Origin of the sequence: Thalassoglobus sp., from assembly GCF_048270125.1 — a bacterium.
Taxonomy (GTDB): Bacteria; Planctomycetota; Planctomycetia; order Planctomycetales; family Planctomycetaceae; genus Thalassoglobus.
In genome coordinates, this window is sequence record NZ_JBLWTN010000021.1 from 71,278 (window position 1) to 88,170 (window position 16,893).

The following is a 16,893-nucleotide window of genomic DNA, read 5'->3' on the forward strand; positions in this document are numbered from 1 at the left end:
CTTGAACTCTCTCACAGGCTTGTCGGCCCGCCCATCAGACGTCGCTGGAGACAGCATTTCGATGCTTGTCGTACCGGTGAAGAGCGGTTTCACGTGATAAATCACTCATCTCCACGAGATCGGTCACGTACATCTTTATCAAAAATGTTCCAGTCCAGTTTGAATGAACCACTCAGGAGTAACAACAGGGGTGAAAAGATCTTCAGAAGAATTCTTCGCTCTTCTTAATCATCATCACCCGACTTTGCTGTAAAATCGAAATTTTCCTAGCGAGCAATACACCCGCACAGAAAATTTACGCTTCTTTTTCAGCATGCTATTGCATCCGACATACAGTTGACAAGATTCAACAATTGCCGCACCAAAGAGGCGACCATGGCTGTAAAGAAGAAGAAAGAACAACGGTCCAAGTTCTATATCAACAAAAGAATCCAGGGAAAAATCCTCTGGAGATGTGCCATATTCTGGGTCGTCTATCACTTTTTGATGATTCACACACTGATGGCCTTTGAGTTCATGATGTACCAGATCGCGATTTTTAACGGTGGGCCTGTCATCAGTTTTACGGACTTCTATTCCGGTTTTCTCAGCAAGTATCTCCCCCTCATGCTGACTGCTGCCGCAATCTTCCCGATTTTGGCTCGCGATCTCATCAAGATGAGTCACCGCATTGTGGGGCCACTCGTGCCGTTTCAGAACGCAGTGAAGAAACTCAAAAATGGAGAACTGGTTGAAGAAGTTGAGCTGCGCGACGGTGACCTGCTCATCGAATTCCAGAACGACTTCAATGACTTCCTGCGCTGGTACAACAAAAACAACGCTTCAAATTCTACCGCACAAACTCCCCTCGAAGATCAAATCCTCAGCGACGCGCAAAACTTGCAAGACGAAGTCTCTTCATCAAACAAGGCGAAATCTGCTCCTCTCAGAAATCTGGACAGTCACCCATCTGTTCCTTCTGAATAAGAGGAGAATCACGTTGAATCACGCATGAGGCTGCACCGGTTGCGAACTTGCCCAGCGGGCGAGTCCGATGAACAGCAGCCCACAAAGAAGATAGCTGATCGCAAGATCGTTGGCACGGTAATAGACTCCGCCAGCTACCGGTTCGACAAACCGAAACAGAAAGTCAAACGTGATCCCGTTGTAGACTTGATACGCATGCATTGCGCCGAGAAACGTCAGCAGAGACGCACAGAGCATCCAAACGCCAGCTGCGATAAATTTTCGGTCAACCAGGCATGCAGAGACCGCTGCCAGAATCATACATGTAAAAATGTATCCACGCTCCATGAGCAGCAGACCGTGAACCAGAAATCCGTTCACTTCTGCTGTCGGATGAGGATTTTCTACGGCAGCGACGACTTTCTTCAGATCTTCTTTCTGCCCGCCTTTAGATGAGGCGCCTTCAGATGGGGCATCGTCGGCTTTCGCTTCAGTTACTTCAACAGTTGGTGAAATGACCTGTTGCAGCGAACGCCCCTGGGCCATCATGAGTGTCCCCATCATCACCACCGCTCCCCAAGCCGCGATTGCAGGAAACAGACCGACTGCGACTGCCGGAGCATGGTTTTCAGGAACTGCTCGAAACGCCTGAGCTGTGATGATCACACCAATCCACAAGACAATCCCCGCTCCCACTTCAATGGGAACAATCCCAGCGACAAGGCTAATGAGCCCAGTCAATGTGAGCGCGACAATGACCACTCCGTTGAGCGTTGAATAGCCAGCTCTGGCCCCCAAAGACTTCCACCCAGGATGACCAATATAAATCGTTGTTGGAAAACAACTCCCAAACAACGCAGCGACAATCGTGCCAATTCCATTGGCGGCCATCGAAGGTGCGGTGGGGTATGAATCCCCAGCAGCCTCAGCAGATTCGATGTTCTGCAGACTTCCGACCACGTTGAAGAGTCCCATGGGAATGATCACCGAGAGAAGTGGCAATATTTCTTGAACGTTTTGGGCGACGGACCAGAGTGCTTCGCCCGACCAAACCGGCAAGGAAAGTCCAACATTCTCAGTCGCTGCTTTGACGGCATCAATCGACGCAGCCCCAAATGTCAGCCATTCCGGAGCTGATGGAACGGCTCGCTGTAAGAGCATCAATCCCCACGCCAAGGCTGTCCCCAAAGTGACGGCAAGCAATCCACTCGGTAATCCCAGAGGTAGCCGAATTTGTGAGAATAAGCCAATCAGGACCAGCGCCAGAGGCAACATTGCGATCAACGGCTTTTGAAAAATCTGGAGCGTGAACGTCATCGCGATGAAGCCGATCGCGATCCCCGCGAGTGTCGAAAGTAGTGCCGCGCGTGGCGTGTTGCGACGAAGTTTTTCGGCGACGAACGAACCGACGAGTTCAATCACGCCGCTTCCCAGGCAGGCGACTAACCCCATTTTCCAGGCAGCCTCAGCACTCCCCGTCTTCTGGAACTCCGGCCCCATCACAAAGAAGATATACACAATAATCGAAGGAGTATTGATACCATACGGCAACGCCGTAACGTCATCTCTCCCAGTCTTCCTGGCAAGCCGATGTGCTTGCCAGGCATAAAATAAATTGCCCACCAGAATGCTGATCGCAGCTCCGGGCAAAATCATTTTGTAGAGAAACCTCGAATTCTCTCCCGTCATTCCGCAAAACAATTCGCAGAACGAAATGATCACCAGGAACTGAACCAGATTGTCGATGAATAAACCAAAAAAACCGTCGAGGTCGCGTTTAACGAAAAGTTTCATATTCCTGGCGGCGGGTTGTAGACATAACTTATGAACCGAAGTTGCCTGCCGCAATCTTCGCTAGGTAGAGCAAATTCAATCTTGGTCTTTTCGTTCTTTCGTGTGGCGAGCAGTCGGTCAAGTCATGCAAGTGACATGCACGGGCACGACAAGCACGAAAATGCTCTCATTCTGCTCACTCTTACACGACGGTTTCACCCGGTGTTGCTTCAGCGATTTCTGGTTCTGTGACGTCTTTGTCGCTCATCTTGTCGTGGAAGAACAACGCGAACACAACGAAGACAACGCCAGCCATGATGGCCGGGAAGAACCAGAACTGTTTCCATTCAGCCATCGTTGAAGCAAGGAGTTGAGGATCAAGACCTTCCGGCAAGCTCCGAGAGAACATTTGGGAGAACGATTCGAAAAAGCTCATCCCTTCATCCGTACCACGTGCGGTAATCAACGCTTCATTGTATTTCTCAGAACTTACGACCTGCTTACCGATCTCTCCGATATGCCAGTTCAAAGGAATCGGACCGAAGCTTCCTCCGAACGCAATTCTGAAACCAAAGAACATTCCGATTCCCTGCGTCAAAAAGACAAGCAGGCCTTGAGCTTGACCACGAATATCTTTGGGAGCTTTGTCGTCGGTGTACATGAATCCGGTGACGAAGAAGAAGTCGTAACAAATCCCGTGGATGAGGACAGCAAGCAACAGCATCCAGGTGACCTGATTTGGTGCACCGAAAGCGAACAGTGCGTAGCGAATCACCCAGCTTGCCATGCCGATCAAGATCATGTTCTTCAATCCAAAACGTCGGAAGAAGAATGGAATCAACAGCATGAAGAAGATCTCAGACATCTGCCCGAGAGTCATTGTCGCTGCCGATTGAGCGAATCCGGTTTGATTCAGGTATGTGGAGGTCAGCCCGTAATAATATGCCAACGGGATGCAAATCAGGGTTGAGCACAGGGCGAAGATCGCAAAGTTGAAATCAGCCAGAAGTTTGAATGCATCGACCATCAAGAGTGATCTCAGGTCGACCGGTTTTCCTTTGAGAGGAGGAGGAGTATTCGGGAGGAAGAAACAGAAGACTCCCAGCAAGATCGAAGACGAAGCTCCCATCCAAAAGAGGTTAAAGGAGTTCGACCAACCGAGGCCACCGCCGATCAGTCCGGCGACAATCCAACCAATCGTTCCCCAGACGCGAATTTTGGGGAAGTCGTTCTGCGTGGGGATGTGAGTAAACGCGATGGTGTTTCCAAGACCGAGAGTCGGCATAAAACACAATGAGTGAATCAGGATCAACCAAACGATGGTATTCCCTGCGTCGCTTCCGGAAGCGGCTGCGACCTGCGGGATGACAGCCATGACTAAGCCACCAATCACGAGAAGAGCACCCATCACTTTTTCTGATGCGAATAATCGGTCGGCAACAAGACCCAGAAACAGAGGCGCGAAAATCGCAGCAATCGGAACACTCTCGTACGCCCCACCTTTGAATGCGGATAATCCGTTTGAGTCCAAAACGGCTGACAATGTTGCAAACCAGGCTCCCCAGGTGAAAAACTGAAGAAACATCATCAAGGAAAGTCGTGGTGTCATTCCGATCATGCCACCGCCTGTATTTGTGTTGTCATTCATATTGAAAATCTCAAATCAAAATTCTTCAGACTACGGAGATATCAGTTCAACGAAATTAAAGTTGGTGCATCGAAAAGTCACCAGTCACACTCCCTGAATTCTTCTGGTCAAGACCGGGCAGAACTTGATGACAGGAAGTCGCACAATGTTGCCAGTTTTCACAGTACTGTTTGCTTTGAAAATTTTGGGTGACACAGGTTGCAACGAAGATGGTTTATCTGAATTCGTTGCATCGTGACGAGAGCTCATCCTTTCGGAAAAGCATCTCCGCAACTCCTTCAACTCACAGTATCCAGTTCAAAACAGGTTCTGCGACCTGAGTTCACTCTCTCAAACAACGAGAATCGTAGTCATTTCGCAAGTTACCGGACTGGTTCTACTGAGAGTTGCTCGCCAAAGGTTGTGTTCAGGTTCGAATTAAGCGGGTGACTCCTTCTTGCTTTTCAGCACAGCACCAATGATGACCGCCAGAACAAAGCCTCCCAGGACAATGAAACCAACTTTGGGATACTTACTGGAAGAGATGCTGTACAAGCTACCAAATGTCGCAACTCCAGAAGCGATCAACATCAGAACATTCCAACGCACTCTGGCGAGCCCCTTCGGCATATTTTCGCCCAGAATATTTTTCGAGTTCATCATGAAGAAGAACGTCCAATAGGCGATCGGCAGCAACATCAATCCAAACATCGATGTTGGCACAACAAGCCAGACCGACGCTTTGCTCCACAAGAATGGACCGAGCGAACCGACGAGCCCGGCAGCCAATGCCCCAATGCGATGTGGCCAACCATGCGGCGGCACGCCAAGCATTTCACAGACCGCAAAGCCATTGATGAGCATCAGAATGATAATTGTGGATATCGCCATCCCCAAGACGCCGACTCCAAACAAGTATTGAGAAGTCTTGGCACCAACAAGTTTTTCTAAAGATTGGGCAAGGTTGAAGGCGTCTCGTTTCACAAGAGCCGCTGCCATCCGCAGGTCACCGTCGGGGAGACCTCTGCGAAGTTCATTGAGCTTGGAATCGTCTTTGGTCTTTTTGATTTCCGCCTTGATCGCATCCATTTTGTCTTTGCCGATTTCCTTCGCAATTCTCGCGTCGAGAATCCCATTGAAATCGCCAATCAAGTTTCTAGCAGGAGCGGGAGCATCTTCACTTGGACGATAGATCTCAACGAGACCATCTTCCACTTTTCCATGGAATTGTGTCGCAGCTGCAATCACAACACAGCCAGTTGCGAGCATAAACGGAATCAGCAGTCCTGTGCTAAGGTCGAAAATTGCCAAGCCACGGAAATCACGATCCCAGCCACGTTGAAGCATCGAGTACGGCAGCAGGAATGTCATATTGATTCCGACCGCAGTCGCGAACGCAGCGATCATCACCTTTTGCTGCTCACTGACAATCTTCGTGGTCCAGTATTCACTGTAGGAACCGGTCGCTGAAAGCAATTCATCAAATGCACTACTCGGATGAGTAAGCAAAGTCGTATCCGGAATAAATCCGGCAAGGATCGATCCCCAGTCTAAAAGCCCTCCCATTGAGAGCTTGATGACGACGGCAAAGAAGCTCAGAACAACCATCCCCACCATACATTTCAACAAGATCTCAAAGACCTTGATTCCCCAACCACCACTGCCGTAGAAGAGGATCACAATGCCACCGGCCAGGAAGAGAATCGATGCACAAATGAAGTTGTTTCGAAACTTCAAACTCTTCGTCAAGGCATCGATTTCATCTGCTTGATCCTCTCCAAGTCCCTGCGAGGAAACCTCAGCTGCAATCGCGGCATCTCCCAACATCGCGGGAGCAAGATTTTGTTGGATGGCAGCGGTCCCCAGGGAGAACTGAGGCATACACCAGACAAAGTTTGCCATCATCGTCGCTAAAAGCCATCCCCATCCGAGGATTGGGCTCACGTGCTTATTGATCGAGGTAAACGGCCGTTCATGAGTGGAAAGTGCAACATAACCAATCGCGCTGAGCATGATGATTCCCAGAATCATCGCCAGCGGTTGCAACCACATCAGGCCGAAACCTGCCAACACCCCTAGGTACAAACTGCTTCCTAGCGACCCGCCACCGAGGGTAATCGCACTTTGCAGCCAACCAGGGCCGGACAATTTGGTGAAAGCCCAAAACAGTGGGCCAGTTCCCTTTGCGCGAGCATCGTTAATGAGCGCACGATCTTGTTCGATTTGGGGAAGTGCGGTCTGTGATTCCGCATCTAGAGGCTTCGTCATGAACCAGGTCTCGGAATTCGTATCGAGGAAATTCTTGCCAACAATTTCATCATGAAATCGATCTGGCGAAGCATGAACAGACACGTTCAACTCGCCCAGATTCCATTGGTGAACTGGTCAACGTATCGGGGCGAACGACCGGACGCAAGCATGCAGGAGCAGGACAACGGATGATTTTTTCCCCCAAGCCATTAGGATCACGCATCTTTCGCAGGTTTCCATCATTCAGACTGGCTGACGAGAGCGGATCGGAGTATCGTCTGCTCTTGTCGCGGTGAGACTGTTGCAGAGAGTCCAAATCGCCGTATTTTTCGATGAAAACATGAATGAATTCGCTCGCATCGAGCGGTTCGACCTTCTTTTTAGACGCACCCGATGAGCGAAGAATTTTCCGAGTACGAAGAAGACGGAACAGAATACAGGCTCCCACGTTCCGAGCAGTTAGCCATCAATGCCGCCTCGGAACTGACAGCTAGCAGAGTACTGTGTACTTCCGTTGGCCGAGGTCAGTGCGCCATGGATATCGCAGATCGGCTTCCTGATGCGGAGGTGTACTGCCATTACGTCGAACTCTTCCCCGCCAGCGAAACCGCTGAGTGGTGTGACGAGAAAGGTTCTCGTGTCCGAGTACTCTGTTCCGCAGACCTCCCGGAAGAAGAGTTTGACCTGTGTGTCCTGCCAATGTCTCGCTCCGGCGAGAGCGAACTCTCCCGCGATTTGCTCCAACAGGCGTACGACAGACTCTCCATGGGCGGAATATTGATTGTCACCATCGATAACGCCAAGGACAAATGGTTTCACCATGAAGTCGAGAAGATGGGCAAGAATCTCACACGTTTGCAAAAGCGGAAAGGGGTTACCTATCGGCTCAAGAAATTGAAACCACTGAAGAAGCTGAAAAACTTCTCCGCAGAGTTTGCATTTCGTGATGGAGAAACTTTGGTGAAGGCCGTCAGCCGCGCCGGAGTCTTCAGCCATCGCCGACTCGACGTCGGCGCTCGTGCTCTTATCGAAACAATGGAAATTCACGAGAACGACCATGTCCTCGATATTGGCTGTGGAGCTGGCACAGTTGGACTGACAGCTGCGATGAGAGCCCCCGGAGTCGCCGTCCACTTCGTCGACGCCAACTCCCGTGCCATCGAGTGTGCACTCGCCGGCGCAGAGTTAAATGGAATCGAAGACGTCGCTGCGACACTCTCTCACGATGGATCAGCTGGCAACGACGACGAAGACCTCACTGGCCAGTTCGACATCGCACTTGGCAACCCGCCCTATTATTCACACTTTAAAATCTCAGAAATCTTCCTGCAGTCTGCACTCAAACACCTCAAAGCTGGTGGACGAGTTCACATCGTCACAAAGCAAACAGAATGGTTGGAAGCGAGAATGGACCAGCTGTTTGACGAAATCGTAGTCACAGAAATCCGGGGATACTCGATCGTCAGCGGCATCCAGAGACCCGCCCCTTCCGAGGTAGTTGCTGAAGTGACTGATCTCGAGATCTGAGGCCGAAAGCTGAGCAGCCCTCATCTCGCAACCAAGGCTACAGCCAGGTTAATTGGATAAGATCGTGTTCGGTGACGCATCACTGGTCGCTGAGACTCTCATAACATCCGGGTAGAAAATAGGGAGCATTCCAGCACCATAGATGCACTCAGTAGATTGGCTCAACTATTTTTTGACATCTACACAAACCATTTCCGCGCCATCCCTTAGATACAAGCGCCCCTGGCTGAGGGACGGTGCTTGCCGGGTTTCGCCGATGAGTGAGGCCCGGCCGAGTTCTTGAAATTTCTCGGGAGTGGCTGCCACGATGACAAGTTCTCCATCCATCGTACTACACCAAAGCTTCCCGTCAGCGGCGATCAAGTTTCCTTTGCCGAATCGTTTTTTTTGCCAAATCAACTTGCCTGTTTTTGCTTCGACACAAGCCAGATTGGTCACCGGCCCGGCGCTGCCTATGTTGTCAAATCCGTACAGGTAGCCGTCGAGGAGGATGGATGTTTGCCATTCATTCCGGAAGATGCTGCGATTTCCAAACGAGGTCCAGATTTCATTAATCTCTCCTCCGGATTTTGCAGGAACATTTAGCAATGCTGTCCCATGATTCTCGCCGGCGGAAATCAAAACGTTTCCATCGACAGCGATCGGTGTCGCGATGTTGCAGTGATAGTCGGTGATGTAAGGATAGCTCCAGAGTTCTTTCCCGGTTTTCGGGTCCAATCCGAAAACACCCTGACCATGAAACACAACAAGTTGAACTTGATCGTGAAGTGAAAGCAGCGTCGGTGAGGAATACCCGGCAGCGTTGCCAGTGCCTGCGGTCCAGGCGATCTTTCCTGATGATCGATCAAACGCAGCGACCGTCGCTTTTGGTAACCCGACGGTGATGATGACATGTTCAGAAGTGAGGATCGGCGAGCAGGCAACGCCGTATTCGGCTGGCTTTCCGCCAAATTCTTGAACAGGATCAACACTCCATTTTTTTCCACCATCGGTTGCGGAAAAACAGCCAAGAATTCCTTCTCCGGAAACTGCGAAAACGTTTCCCTCATCAATTGCAGGCGTCGAACGAGGACCGTCACCCATCGTATTTTCGTAGGCAGGTGCGAGTGGAGATCTCCAACGATGATCACCAGTCTTTGAGTCAATGGCAATCACATATTGATATTGGTCGTTTTGAGCCAACGTGAACACTGTCTCGCCGACTACCGAGATTCCGGACATCCCCACCCCGACCGGAGACCTCCAGACAACCTTTGGGCCATCTTCCGGGAATTGGTTGAGCAGATTCGTTTCTTTCGAAATTCCATTTCGCTGTGGGCCGAGGAACTGGGGCCAATCTTCCGCAACTGCGATAGAACTAAGAGTGCTCAGGAAAATTAAAGAGTATGACAAGAATCCGTGCATCATGCGTCCATCCAATGGGGAACAAAACAATCGTCGCGACAGAGGGCAGCTTAATCAAAATTCACATTCAATGTGAACATAACAGTCAATGCGAGTGTGGGTGTTGCGAATGATCAGCGCCGAGAACGAGACAACTTCCTACTCCAGTTTCGCTACAAACAGGGTCCTCTGAACTTTCAACTTGAAGCGTAACGTGATCAATGCCAAACGAGTTGTGCAGATGTCCCCGTACAACATCCAGCTTGAATGGCTCCGTCGCATCTGCATCGACGACAACATGTGCGGAGAGACTTTTCAAACCGCTGGCGATCATCCAGACATGCAAACAGTGGATGTTTTGCACAGAAGGGATCTCCTTGAGGTATGTCTCCACTTCAAAAACATCAACATCCCTGGGAGCATTCTCCATCAGAATCCCGATCGACTCCTTCAACAGGTTCCAGGATGAGTAGAGAATCAGGATACAGACGAGAACCGACACAACAGAATCGGCCCAGTTCCAGCCGAATTTCCAGACTAGAAACGCAGCGATGATCACGCCGACACTCCCTAAAGTGTCGCCCATCACATGCAACCATGCCCCGCGAAGGTTCAAGTTATGTTGATGGTCCCCATGCAACACTTTCAGACTGATGAGATTGATCAAAAGCCCCCCGACGGCGATCCACATCATCGGCCCGGCTAAGATTTCTATCGGAGAGTTCAGCCGGTCCCAAGCTTCATGCAGGATGCCTCCTGCGACCACAAACAGCAGTGCCCCATTCACCGCAGCTGCGAGAATTTCTGCGCGGTGAAATCCAAAAGTTTGCTGCGGCGTCGGTTTACGAGTGGAAATCCAGGCAGCAAACAGACTGATCGTCAGCGCAGCCATGTCGGAAAACATGTGTCCGGCATCGGCAAGCAGGGCGAGAGATCCCGTCCAGAGTCCTCCGATTAACTCTGCAACAAAATAAATTGCCACCAGCGATAATGTGATCGCCAGCTTGCGTGTTCCCATTGAGTGTGATGATTCCGAATGATCATGCGAACAAGATTCGGCCATCGAAATCAATTTCCTTATTCATCCTCAAAGGGAGATTTCGCCGCACATACGAAAAGCGCGGCGAAATCGAATTTGCCGCAGCCGTTATTTTTCGGCCTTGATTGCATAAAGTGCTTTATAGGTCCGTAGATAAAGGACACCATTTGAAACAACCGGCGATGCAGTGATCGGTTCGGACATTTCATTCTCGGCGACGACTTCGAACTTTCGTCCCGTCTTCAACACGGTGCAAAATCCATCTTTCGCACAGAAGATGAGATGTCCATCCACAACAATCGGAGTTGAGCGATGTTGTGAAGTATGAGTTCGCTCGTAATACAACTCTTCGCCTGTCTTCAAATCGACGCAGAAGACGCGACCATCTTTACGGAAGAAGTAGACAAGTCCTTCATGGACGATTGGAATTGAAACATCTGGAGTTTTATCCATTGCCCAACGAACGACCTGTTCCTTCTCAGTTGCGTTTCCGGACAATGCCTCACTGACTTTCAGTGCGATTGTCGGTCCACGTTTTGCCGTCGGAATGATGATCGAACCGTCGACAACTCCCGGCGAAGAAACGAAACGGAAGGTCGGGTCTAACTTTCCGGGATTGTACTTCGAAGGACCGTTGAGCCCCTCGAATCGCCATAGCTCAGTTCCATCTTCCAGAGAGTATCCACCGGTAAAGTCAGCTCCGTGAGTGACGAGGAAAGATTGCTTTCCATCGTCATAAACGAACGGTGAGGCATACGAGTGCTTACATTCAAAGGTTGCGTTACTGGGACGGTCGACCGCCCAGATTTCCTTGCCGGTTTTACTGTCGAGTTTAATCACCTTGCCGACGGTGTAATCTTCACGCATTTCGCCATGAATCAACTGCAGGTAAAGATCTCCCTTGTACAAAATCGGGGTTGATGTCATTCCGAACTGAATCGAGAAACGACCATACTTTTCCTGAACGTTATACGCCCAGACCTCTTCACCATCGACGGTGTAGCAAGCCAGATCGCCCGTCCCAAAGAAACACCAGACATGTTTCCCATCGGTTGTCGGTGAAGCTGAAGCTGAGTTCCCTTCACCGCTGCGGGCGTCTTGATTCCCTGTAGCGACTTTCTTTTTCCAAAGCTCTTTCCCGGATGTCGAGACCGACATCAACACCAAATCGTCACCCTCTGCGGAGGTCAGGAAAATCTGATCTTCCCAGACCACTGGAGTTGCCCCAGCTGATCCAGGCAATTCCAATCGCCAAGCGACATTTTTTGTTTTTGACCACTCCACTGGGATTCCAGTTTCATTTGAAACTGAATTTCCGTTAGGTCCTCTCCACTGCGGCCAATTTTCCGCAAGGGAGACAGCAGGGAGCATGCAGAGAGTTAAAATCAGACTGAAAGTTTTCATTATTAAATTCTCATCACAAGAAGTTATGCGCACGATCTGTGAGTCTCTCAATTGCACAGATTGCCGTCAATGCAGTGCGACGAGTTTCGCCAAACAGTCGTATCTGTGCAACTCGGAAGACATTAACAATTACCGTTTTACTTTTTCGAGTTCATCTGGACGTATCAACGATTCAAGTGAACCGGAACTTCAATATGGAGAATTCCATGATCACGGATAACGTTCCGACCATGTTGAACCGAGTTGAAATTTGAGATCACCTCTTTTTTGTATCCTTGTTTTGAAACGGTGATCCTCCAATCTGGGAGTTGAAATGAGTATTTGCTTCCAAGTATTCCATTGGAACTTGTAAACTGAACTTCTTTAAGATCGCAGTCCACTTCTCCTGATTCATTGGACTTCAGAGAGACGCTCATTGCGTGGGCGGCTAGTTCTTCGTCAGCAAGTATTGTTTCAAGCTGGACCGAAACATCTGAGAGGAATTCACCCGTTACCGCATCAGTAATGATGAAAAGAATTCGGAGATCGGTTCGACCGATGCCTTTTGATTCACTGAATACACCGACGAACAATATGAAGGCGATCACCGCAATCATGAAAAAGAGAGCTGTTTGCCTGGATACCCGGAAAGCAGACACTGCGTGCTCCAATAGCTCACGGTGGAGAGACGTTATATGATAGCGAGCTTCGACAGACTTGATCACACCAATGCTTACCGAACATCTGTCGAGAAGTCGTTCAACTCATTTCTCTTTTCGGTACTCACCGATTCTTGCGTGTCGTTCGTCATCGAAAGAAAGTCCTTGATGGCCAACAACTCGACAACCTTCACAACGAAAATAAAATTTGTGAAATGGTTCTAAAGGCTGTGGAGAGACTTTAACACGCCAGCACTTCCCACAACCAGGACATTTTCGTTGCTCTTCATTAACTCGACGCCCCCAATACCTATGCAAAAAGTAGTAAGTAGGTTTGTTGGTCGCCCTCTCAATTTTCTGACATAGCTCTCTTCCCTCGGATGAGAGCTCGCTATTTGGATCGACGAGTTCTCGGTAAGCAGGAATTTCCAACGCCCCGGACTCGAGCCAAAGTTGGTCGATGACTTGATAGCTTCGTGTCCAATGTCCAATGTCTTCTTTTACAATCCCGTCGAGAGGCAGTAAATAATGCGGAATCGACCGCCCAGTCTCTCCACACGAAACAGAACCATGCACGGCATTGGCATGTGTCCACAAAACCAACGATGAAGAATTTTTCCAAGAAGGGAATCGTTTAGGAACGTTATCTTCCAAGAGCGACCACCGAGGTGATTGTTCAAAATAGGAGACCAGATGCTCCAGAACCTGTAATGCTCTTTGCGAATGGTACTGCTTTCGGATTGATGTTGGCCTTGCCAGATAGCATTGTGCGATCAGCCGTCGGTTTGACCAGCCTAGCACATAGTTTTGACCAATTTGGCCGTTTCGAATCAGCAGGGAAAGATACCATTCCACTTCCTCAACGATTTCACAGGCTTGTGTGCCATCACTGCGGTCACTTCCGAATTCAGTACTTGCCAAATACATTCGCCCTCTCCCATTGAAAAGCATCCAAAACCGTGGCGGTGGCAATGCATGTCCAACATTCGCTCCGGACTTACCGTTTCACTTTTCCGATCCCCTGACCATTCATGAGAGATTCCACTTCGTCAACACTTAAGAATGAAAAGTCTCCGGGGATAGTGTGTTTGAGAACTGCTGCGGCGGTGGCGAAGTTCAGGGTTTCTTCTGGTTGCAGTTGGTTTAGAACTCCTCGGATGATTCCAGCTGCGAAGGCGTCTCCGGTGCCGATGCGATCCACTGAGACTGTTTGATAGGTTGAACTCTTGAAGACGGTTGCTCCGTTAGAAAGCCTCGCGGAATAATGGTTCACACCCTTTTCATCGATTTCGCGGTCTGTAAATGCGACCCATTGCAAGTTGTACTTCGCAGCCAAAGCGGTCAACGCTTCATTACCACTGGCCTCGACTCCAAAAAATGTCGATGCATCCGCTTCGCTGCCCAGGAAAATGTCCACACTCGGCAGGACTTCGCAAAACACTTTTTTCGCTTCGTCGAGACTCCAAAGCTGACTGCGATAGCTGGGGTCAAAGCTGATCGGAATTTTCTTTTCCTTTGCCACGCTAAGCCCTTCGAAAAGAAGGTTACGCGTTCCGGGACTGACGAGTGCCGTCCCGGTGAAATGGAATAACCCTGCGTTTTTCAAAAATGCTTCCCAGTCAATCATGCCCGGTTCGAGTTCACGAAAGCTGGTGGCATCGCGATCGTAAATGACCTGTGAGCCACGCTGACCGGCACCGGTTTCGACAAACAGAATCCCAAGACGGTTTCCGGAACGAACTACAGAATCGGTATTCACGCCGTAGCGGCGCAAATGGTTGAGACACATTTCTCCTAAATCGTTCCCCGGCACAGCGGAAGCGATTGAAGTCTTGAGCCCCCACTGCTGAAGAGCGACCGCAACGTTCGCTTCCCCCCCCGTGAAGGTGAGTCCGAAACTGCTGGCTTGAACAAATCGTTGATGTCCCGGAGTATCCAGCCGTAGAAGAAGCTCTCCAAAGTGAGCCACATTTTTTTGATTCCCAAAACTCACTCTATTGATCTCCCTTCAATTATTGTCCATCCTAACGCTTCAACTGCGACTGGACGCCCCGCCTCTCCGATTCAGTCACACACCGAGAACGACACGCCAAAGATCGTGCCTGAGAACGCAGACAGCATGAGAGTCAAAGTTCGACAGGTCACGGAACTGTAATACAATTTTGCAATACGTTATTGCCTTCATACGTTTGTTGACAGTGTGAAGGACTGTTTCAATATGGAATGAATATGAATATCTCGTATCGATTTTTCAGCTCTCTGCTGTTGATCTGTTTTGCTTCAGGGGCCATCGCTGAAGAACCGAACACTCTGGGGGACAAGATCGTCCCAATTGAGAAGTATGCACATCCTCCGAAAGAACTCGAAAACGACTTCGGAGATTTTCGCTCTCCTCTTCTCAGGAAAGATGGTACTCGCATCACCACTCCTGAAGAGTGGAAGAAACGTCGAGAGGAACTGCGAAGTGAATGGCATCAAATGATGGGCGAATGGCCTCCACTCATCACCGACCCGCAGGTCACGGTGTTGGAAACTGAGAAACGTGAGAACTTTCAGCAGAGCAAGATCCGCTTCAAATGGGCCCCTCATGAAGAAACAACCGGCTACCTGCTCATCCCCGAGGGAAAAGGCCCATTCCCCGGAGTTGTCACAGTCTATTACGAACCAGAAACCGGGATTGGCCTTGGTAGTGAATACCGAGATTATGCGTACCAGCTGGCTCGGCGCGGCTTCGCGACTCTTTCGATTGGGACCACTGAAAACTCAAATGCCAAGATCTACTCGATGTATTACCCATCGCTGGAAGATGCAAAAGTTCAACCCCTCTCGATGCTCGGGTATGCTGCCGCGAACGCCTATTACGTTCTCGCAAACCGCCCTGAAGTCGACGCTGACCGCATCGGTATTGTGGGGCATTCGTATGGTGGAAAATGGGCAATGTTTGCGTCGTGCCTGTTTGATAAATTCGCCTGTGCAGCCTGGTCCGACCCTGGAATTGTTTTCGACGACACACGCCAAAGCATCAACTACTGGGAACCCTGGTACCTTGGCTATCACCCCAAGCCGTGGAGGAAACGGGGGTTGATCACTAAAGAAAATCCGGGCCGGGGACTCTATCCAGAACTTCGTAAAGAGGGTCGTGACTTGCACGAGCTCCACGCCTTGATGGCTCCACGACCGTTTCTGGTCTCTGGCGGTGCCGAAGACCCCGTGGAACGCTGGAAGGCTCTCAACCATACCGTCGAAATCAACAGAATTCTTGGTGCGGAAAACCGAGTCTATATGACCAACCGCCCGAAGCACTCCCCGAACGAGGAAGCCAATACAATCCTCTACAGCTTCTTCGAGAAACATCTCAAGTAATGCATGCCAGAGACTGAGCGACGCAGTGGAAGTTACCAGATCAATGAGAGGTGCATACGTAAATCGCACTCATTTTTCAGGTAACGGACAATATCTCCGACACGTTTGAGTTGTTGCTCAGAGGTTCCTTTGACGGTTTTGCGGGGCTTGAATCCACGTGGGAGTTCTTTTTGTGAGGACTCACACTTGTTGTTCGCGTTTTCGGCCCTGCGTGTCGCTTCGAATGCGATTGAAGCGACATCGTGATCTCGCGGGACTTTGACAGCTCTGTTGAATTCCTTTTCAAGTGTTTTATCAGTCAGCGAAGACATGACGAGTTCAGATTTAAACCTCTGCCATGCCTGAAGTTGCCGGGATGGAGTGCCGTCGTAAGCCACCAACGGAGTGAGTGAGAACGCCTCAACCGCGAAGAACACGTTCGCATTGGGGTGAGCAGGATCTTGCCTTCCCTTGGAAAGTCGCACGTGGTTGACTTCAAATCGAACGCCACCGCCTCCGAACTCTCGATTCAGTTTTGAGATCTCGAACAACAGAAGCCCAACCTGCATCGCGGTCGCCTGATTTGGGCGAAACAGCATACACAACGGAGCTGTTGCGCTCCCGTTCGCTTCCAGGTCGAGGTTCTTCTTCAACGAAGGGACGCCGATGTTTTCTTGAATCTCTGTCGAAACCTCATAAGGAGAGACTTGGTTTTGTTGAACATCGACTTGATGACCATTTGTGTTTTCAGCTTCGCGATCACGCTGCCGTCTCCAGGCATCGCGTTCTCGATCAAAATCATCAATCGCAATCTCAAGTTGCTGTAATTGCATGGAAATGTATCGCTCGAAGCGTTTCCCTGTTTGATCAAGTCTCCGTGCGACCTCCAGCAGTTCCTGGCGGTACAGCACTAAGTCCTCCATATCAAGATCATCAGTCGTTGTTGCAGCAAATTGTTTATTCAT

The 16,893-nt window shown here is 49.9% G+C and carries 14 protein-coding genes; 4 read left to right on the top strand and 10 right to left on the bottom strand.

Going from position 1 to position 16,893, the window contains the following annotated elements; genetic code table 11:
• The first annotated feature begins 375 nt into the window (after positions 1-375).
• Positions 376-966, top strand: coding sequence for a hypothetical protein (locus ACN0YR_RS19040; protein ID WP_417850798.1), 591 nt, complete (start codon positions 376-378; stop codon positions 964-966).
• Positions 967-984: 18 nt separating this feature from the next.
• Here the strand turns inward: ACN0YR_RS19040 and ACN0YR_RS19045 are convergent, their stop codons facing one another.
• From ACN0YR_RS19045 to ACN0YR_RS19055, 3 genes are all read right to left on the bottom strand, one after another.
• Positions 985-2,739, bottom strand: a complete 1,755-nt coding sequence (locus ACN0YR_RS19045; RefSeq protein ID WP_417850799.1) for an NCS2 family permease — start codon at positions 2,737-2,739, stop codon at positions 985-987.
• 181 nt (positions 2,740-2,920) lie between these two features.
• On the bottom strand, positions 2,921-4,366 hold the full coding sequence (locus ACN0YR_RS19050) for an MFS transporter (RefSeq protein WP_417850800.1): 1,446 nt from the start codon (positions 4,364-4,366) through the stop codon (positions 2,921-2,923).
• Positions 4,367-4,783: 417 nt separating this feature from the next.
• Positions 4,784-6,697: a divalent metal cation transporter gene (locus tag ACN0YR_RS19055; RefSeq protein ID WP_417850801.1), complete on the bottom strand. Its 1,914-nt coding sequence runs from the start codon at positions 6,695-6,697 to the stop codon at positions 4,784-4,786.
• 291 nt (positions 6,698-6,988) lie between these two features.
• Here ACN0YR_RS19055 and ACN0YR_RS19060 point away from each other — a divergent pair, with 291 nt between their 5' ends.
• Positions 6,989-8,122 (top strand): methyltransferase, encoded by a 1,134-nt coding sequence (locus tag ACN0YR_RS19060; RefSeq protein WP_417850802.1) that lies wholly within the window; start codon positions 6,989-6,991, stop codon positions 8,120-8,122.
• Between the two features lie 165 nt (positions 8,123-8,287).
• Here the strand turns inward: ACN0YR_RS19060 and ACN0YR_RS19065 are convergent, their stop codons facing one another.
• From ACN0YR_RS19065 to ACN0YR_RS19090, 6 genes are all read right to left on the bottom strand, one after another.
• Positions 8,288-9,529 (bottom strand): PQQ-binding-like beta-propeller repeat protein, encoded by a 1,242-nt coding sequence (locus ACN0YR_RS19065; protein ID WP_417850803.1) that lies wholly within the window; start codon positions 9,527-9,529, stop codon positions 8,288-8,290.
• Between the two features lie 82 nt (positions 9,530-9,611).
• Complete coding sequence (locus tag ACN0YR_RS19070; RefSeq protein ID WP_145199546.1) at positions 9,612-10,568, bottom strand: cation diffusion facilitator family transporter; 957 nt, start codon at positions 10,566-10,568, stop codon at positions 9,612-9,614.
• Positions 10,569-10,652: 84 nt separating this feature from the next.
• Positions 10,653-11,948 (bottom strand): PQQ-binding-like beta-propeller repeat protein, encoded by a 1,296-nt coding sequence (locus ACN0YR_RS19075; RefSeq protein ID WP_417850804.1) that lies wholly within the window; start codon positions 11,946-11,948, stop codon positions 10,653-10,655.
• Positions 11,949-12,112: 164 nt separating this feature from the next.
• On the bottom strand, positions 12,113-12,586 hold the full coding sequence (locus ACN0YR_RS19080; RefSeq protein WP_417850805.1) for a hypothetical protein: 474 nt from the start codon (positions 12,584-12,586) through the stop codon (positions 12,113-12,115).
• Between the two features lie 105 nt (positions 12,587-12,691).
• Positions 12,692-13,513, bottom strand: a complete 822-nt coding sequence (locus ACN0YR_RS19085) for a DUF2310 family Zn-ribbon-containing protein (protein ID WP_417850806.1) — start codon at positions 13,511-13,513, stop codon at positions 12,692-12,694.
• 70 nt (positions 13,514-13,583) lie between these two features.
• Positions 13,584-14,555, bottom strand: a complete 972-nt coding sequence (locus tag ACN0YR_RS19090) for a sugar kinase (RefSeq protein ID WP_417850807.1) — start codon at positions 14,553-14,555, stop codon at positions 13,584-13,586.
• Here ACN0YR_RS19090 and ACN0YR_RS19095 point away from each other — a divergent pair.
• Both ACN0YR_RS19095 and ACN0YR_RS19100 read left to right on the top strand, forming a co-directional pair.
• Positions 14,547-14,741, top strand: coding sequence for a hypothetical protein (locus tag ACN0YR_RS19095; RefSeq protein ID WP_417850808.1), 195 nt, complete (start codon positions 14,547-14,549; stop codon positions 14,739-14,741). The two genes, ACN0YR_RS19090 and ACN0YR_RS19095, sit on opposite strands and share 9 nt — an antisense overlap.
• Positions 14,742-14,815: 74 nt before the next feature.
• A complete protein-coding gene (locus tag ACN0YR_RS19100) occupies positions 14,816-15,949 on the top strand; it encodes an alpha/beta hydrolase family protein (protein ID WP_417850809.1) in 1,134 nt (377 codons plus the stop codon).
• Positions 15,950-15,981: 32 nt separating this feature from the next.
• Here the strand turns inward: ACN0YR_RS19100 and ACN0YR_RS19105 are convergent, their stop codons facing one another.
• Entirely contained in the window at positions 15,982-16,893 is a 912-nt protein-coding gene (locus tag ACN0YR_RS19105; RefSeq protein ID WP_417850810.1) for a hypothetical protein, read from the bottom strand.

What these genes read in the sequence shown, in the direction of transcription:
- ACN0YR_RS19060 (WP_417850802.1), top strand. Translation starts at nt 6,989, where the DNA reads ATGAGCGAAGAATTTTCCGAGTACGAAGAAGACGGAACAGAATACAGG.
- ACN0YR_RS19040 (WP_417850798.1), top strand. Translation starts at nt 376, where the DNA reads ATGGCTGTAAAGAAGAAGAAAGAACAACGGTCCAAGTTCTATATCAAC.
- ACN0YR_RS19100 (WP_417850809.1), top strand. Translation starts at nt 14,816, where the DNA reads ATGAATATCTCGTATCGATTTTTCAGCTCTCTGCTGTTGATCTGTTTT.
- ACN0YR_RS19105 (WP_417850810.1), bottom strand. Translation starts at nt 16,893, where the DNA reads ATGAATAAACAATTTGCTGCAACAACGACTGATGATCTTGATATGGAG.
- ACN0YR_RS19065 (WP_417850803.1), bottom strand. Translation starts at nt 9,529, where the DNA reads ATGATGCACGGATTCTTGTCATACTCTTTAATTTTCCTGAGCACTCTT.
- ACN0YR_RS19085 (WP_417850806.1), bottom strand. Translation starts at nt 13,513, where the DNA reads ATGTATTTGGCAAGTACTGAATTCGGAAGTGACCGCAGTGATGGCACA.
- ACN0YR_RS19050 (WP_417850800.1), bottom strand. Translation starts at nt 4,366, where the DNA reads ATGAATGACAACACAAATACAGGCGGTGGCATGATCGGAATGACACCA.
- ACN0YR_RS19045 (WP_417850799.1), bottom strand. Translation starts at nt 2,739, where the DNA reads ATGAAACTTTTCGTTAAACGCGACCTCGACGGTTTTTTTGGTTTATTC.
- ACN0YR_RS19070 (WP_145199546.1), bottom strand. Translation starts at nt 10,568, where the DNA reads ATGGCCGAATCTTGTTCGCATGATCATTCGGAATCATCACACTCAATG.
- ACN0YR_RS19075 (WP_417850804.1), bottom strand. Translation starts at nt 11,948, where the DNA reads ATGAAAACTTTCAGTCTGATTTTAACTCTCTGCATGCTCCCTGCTGTC.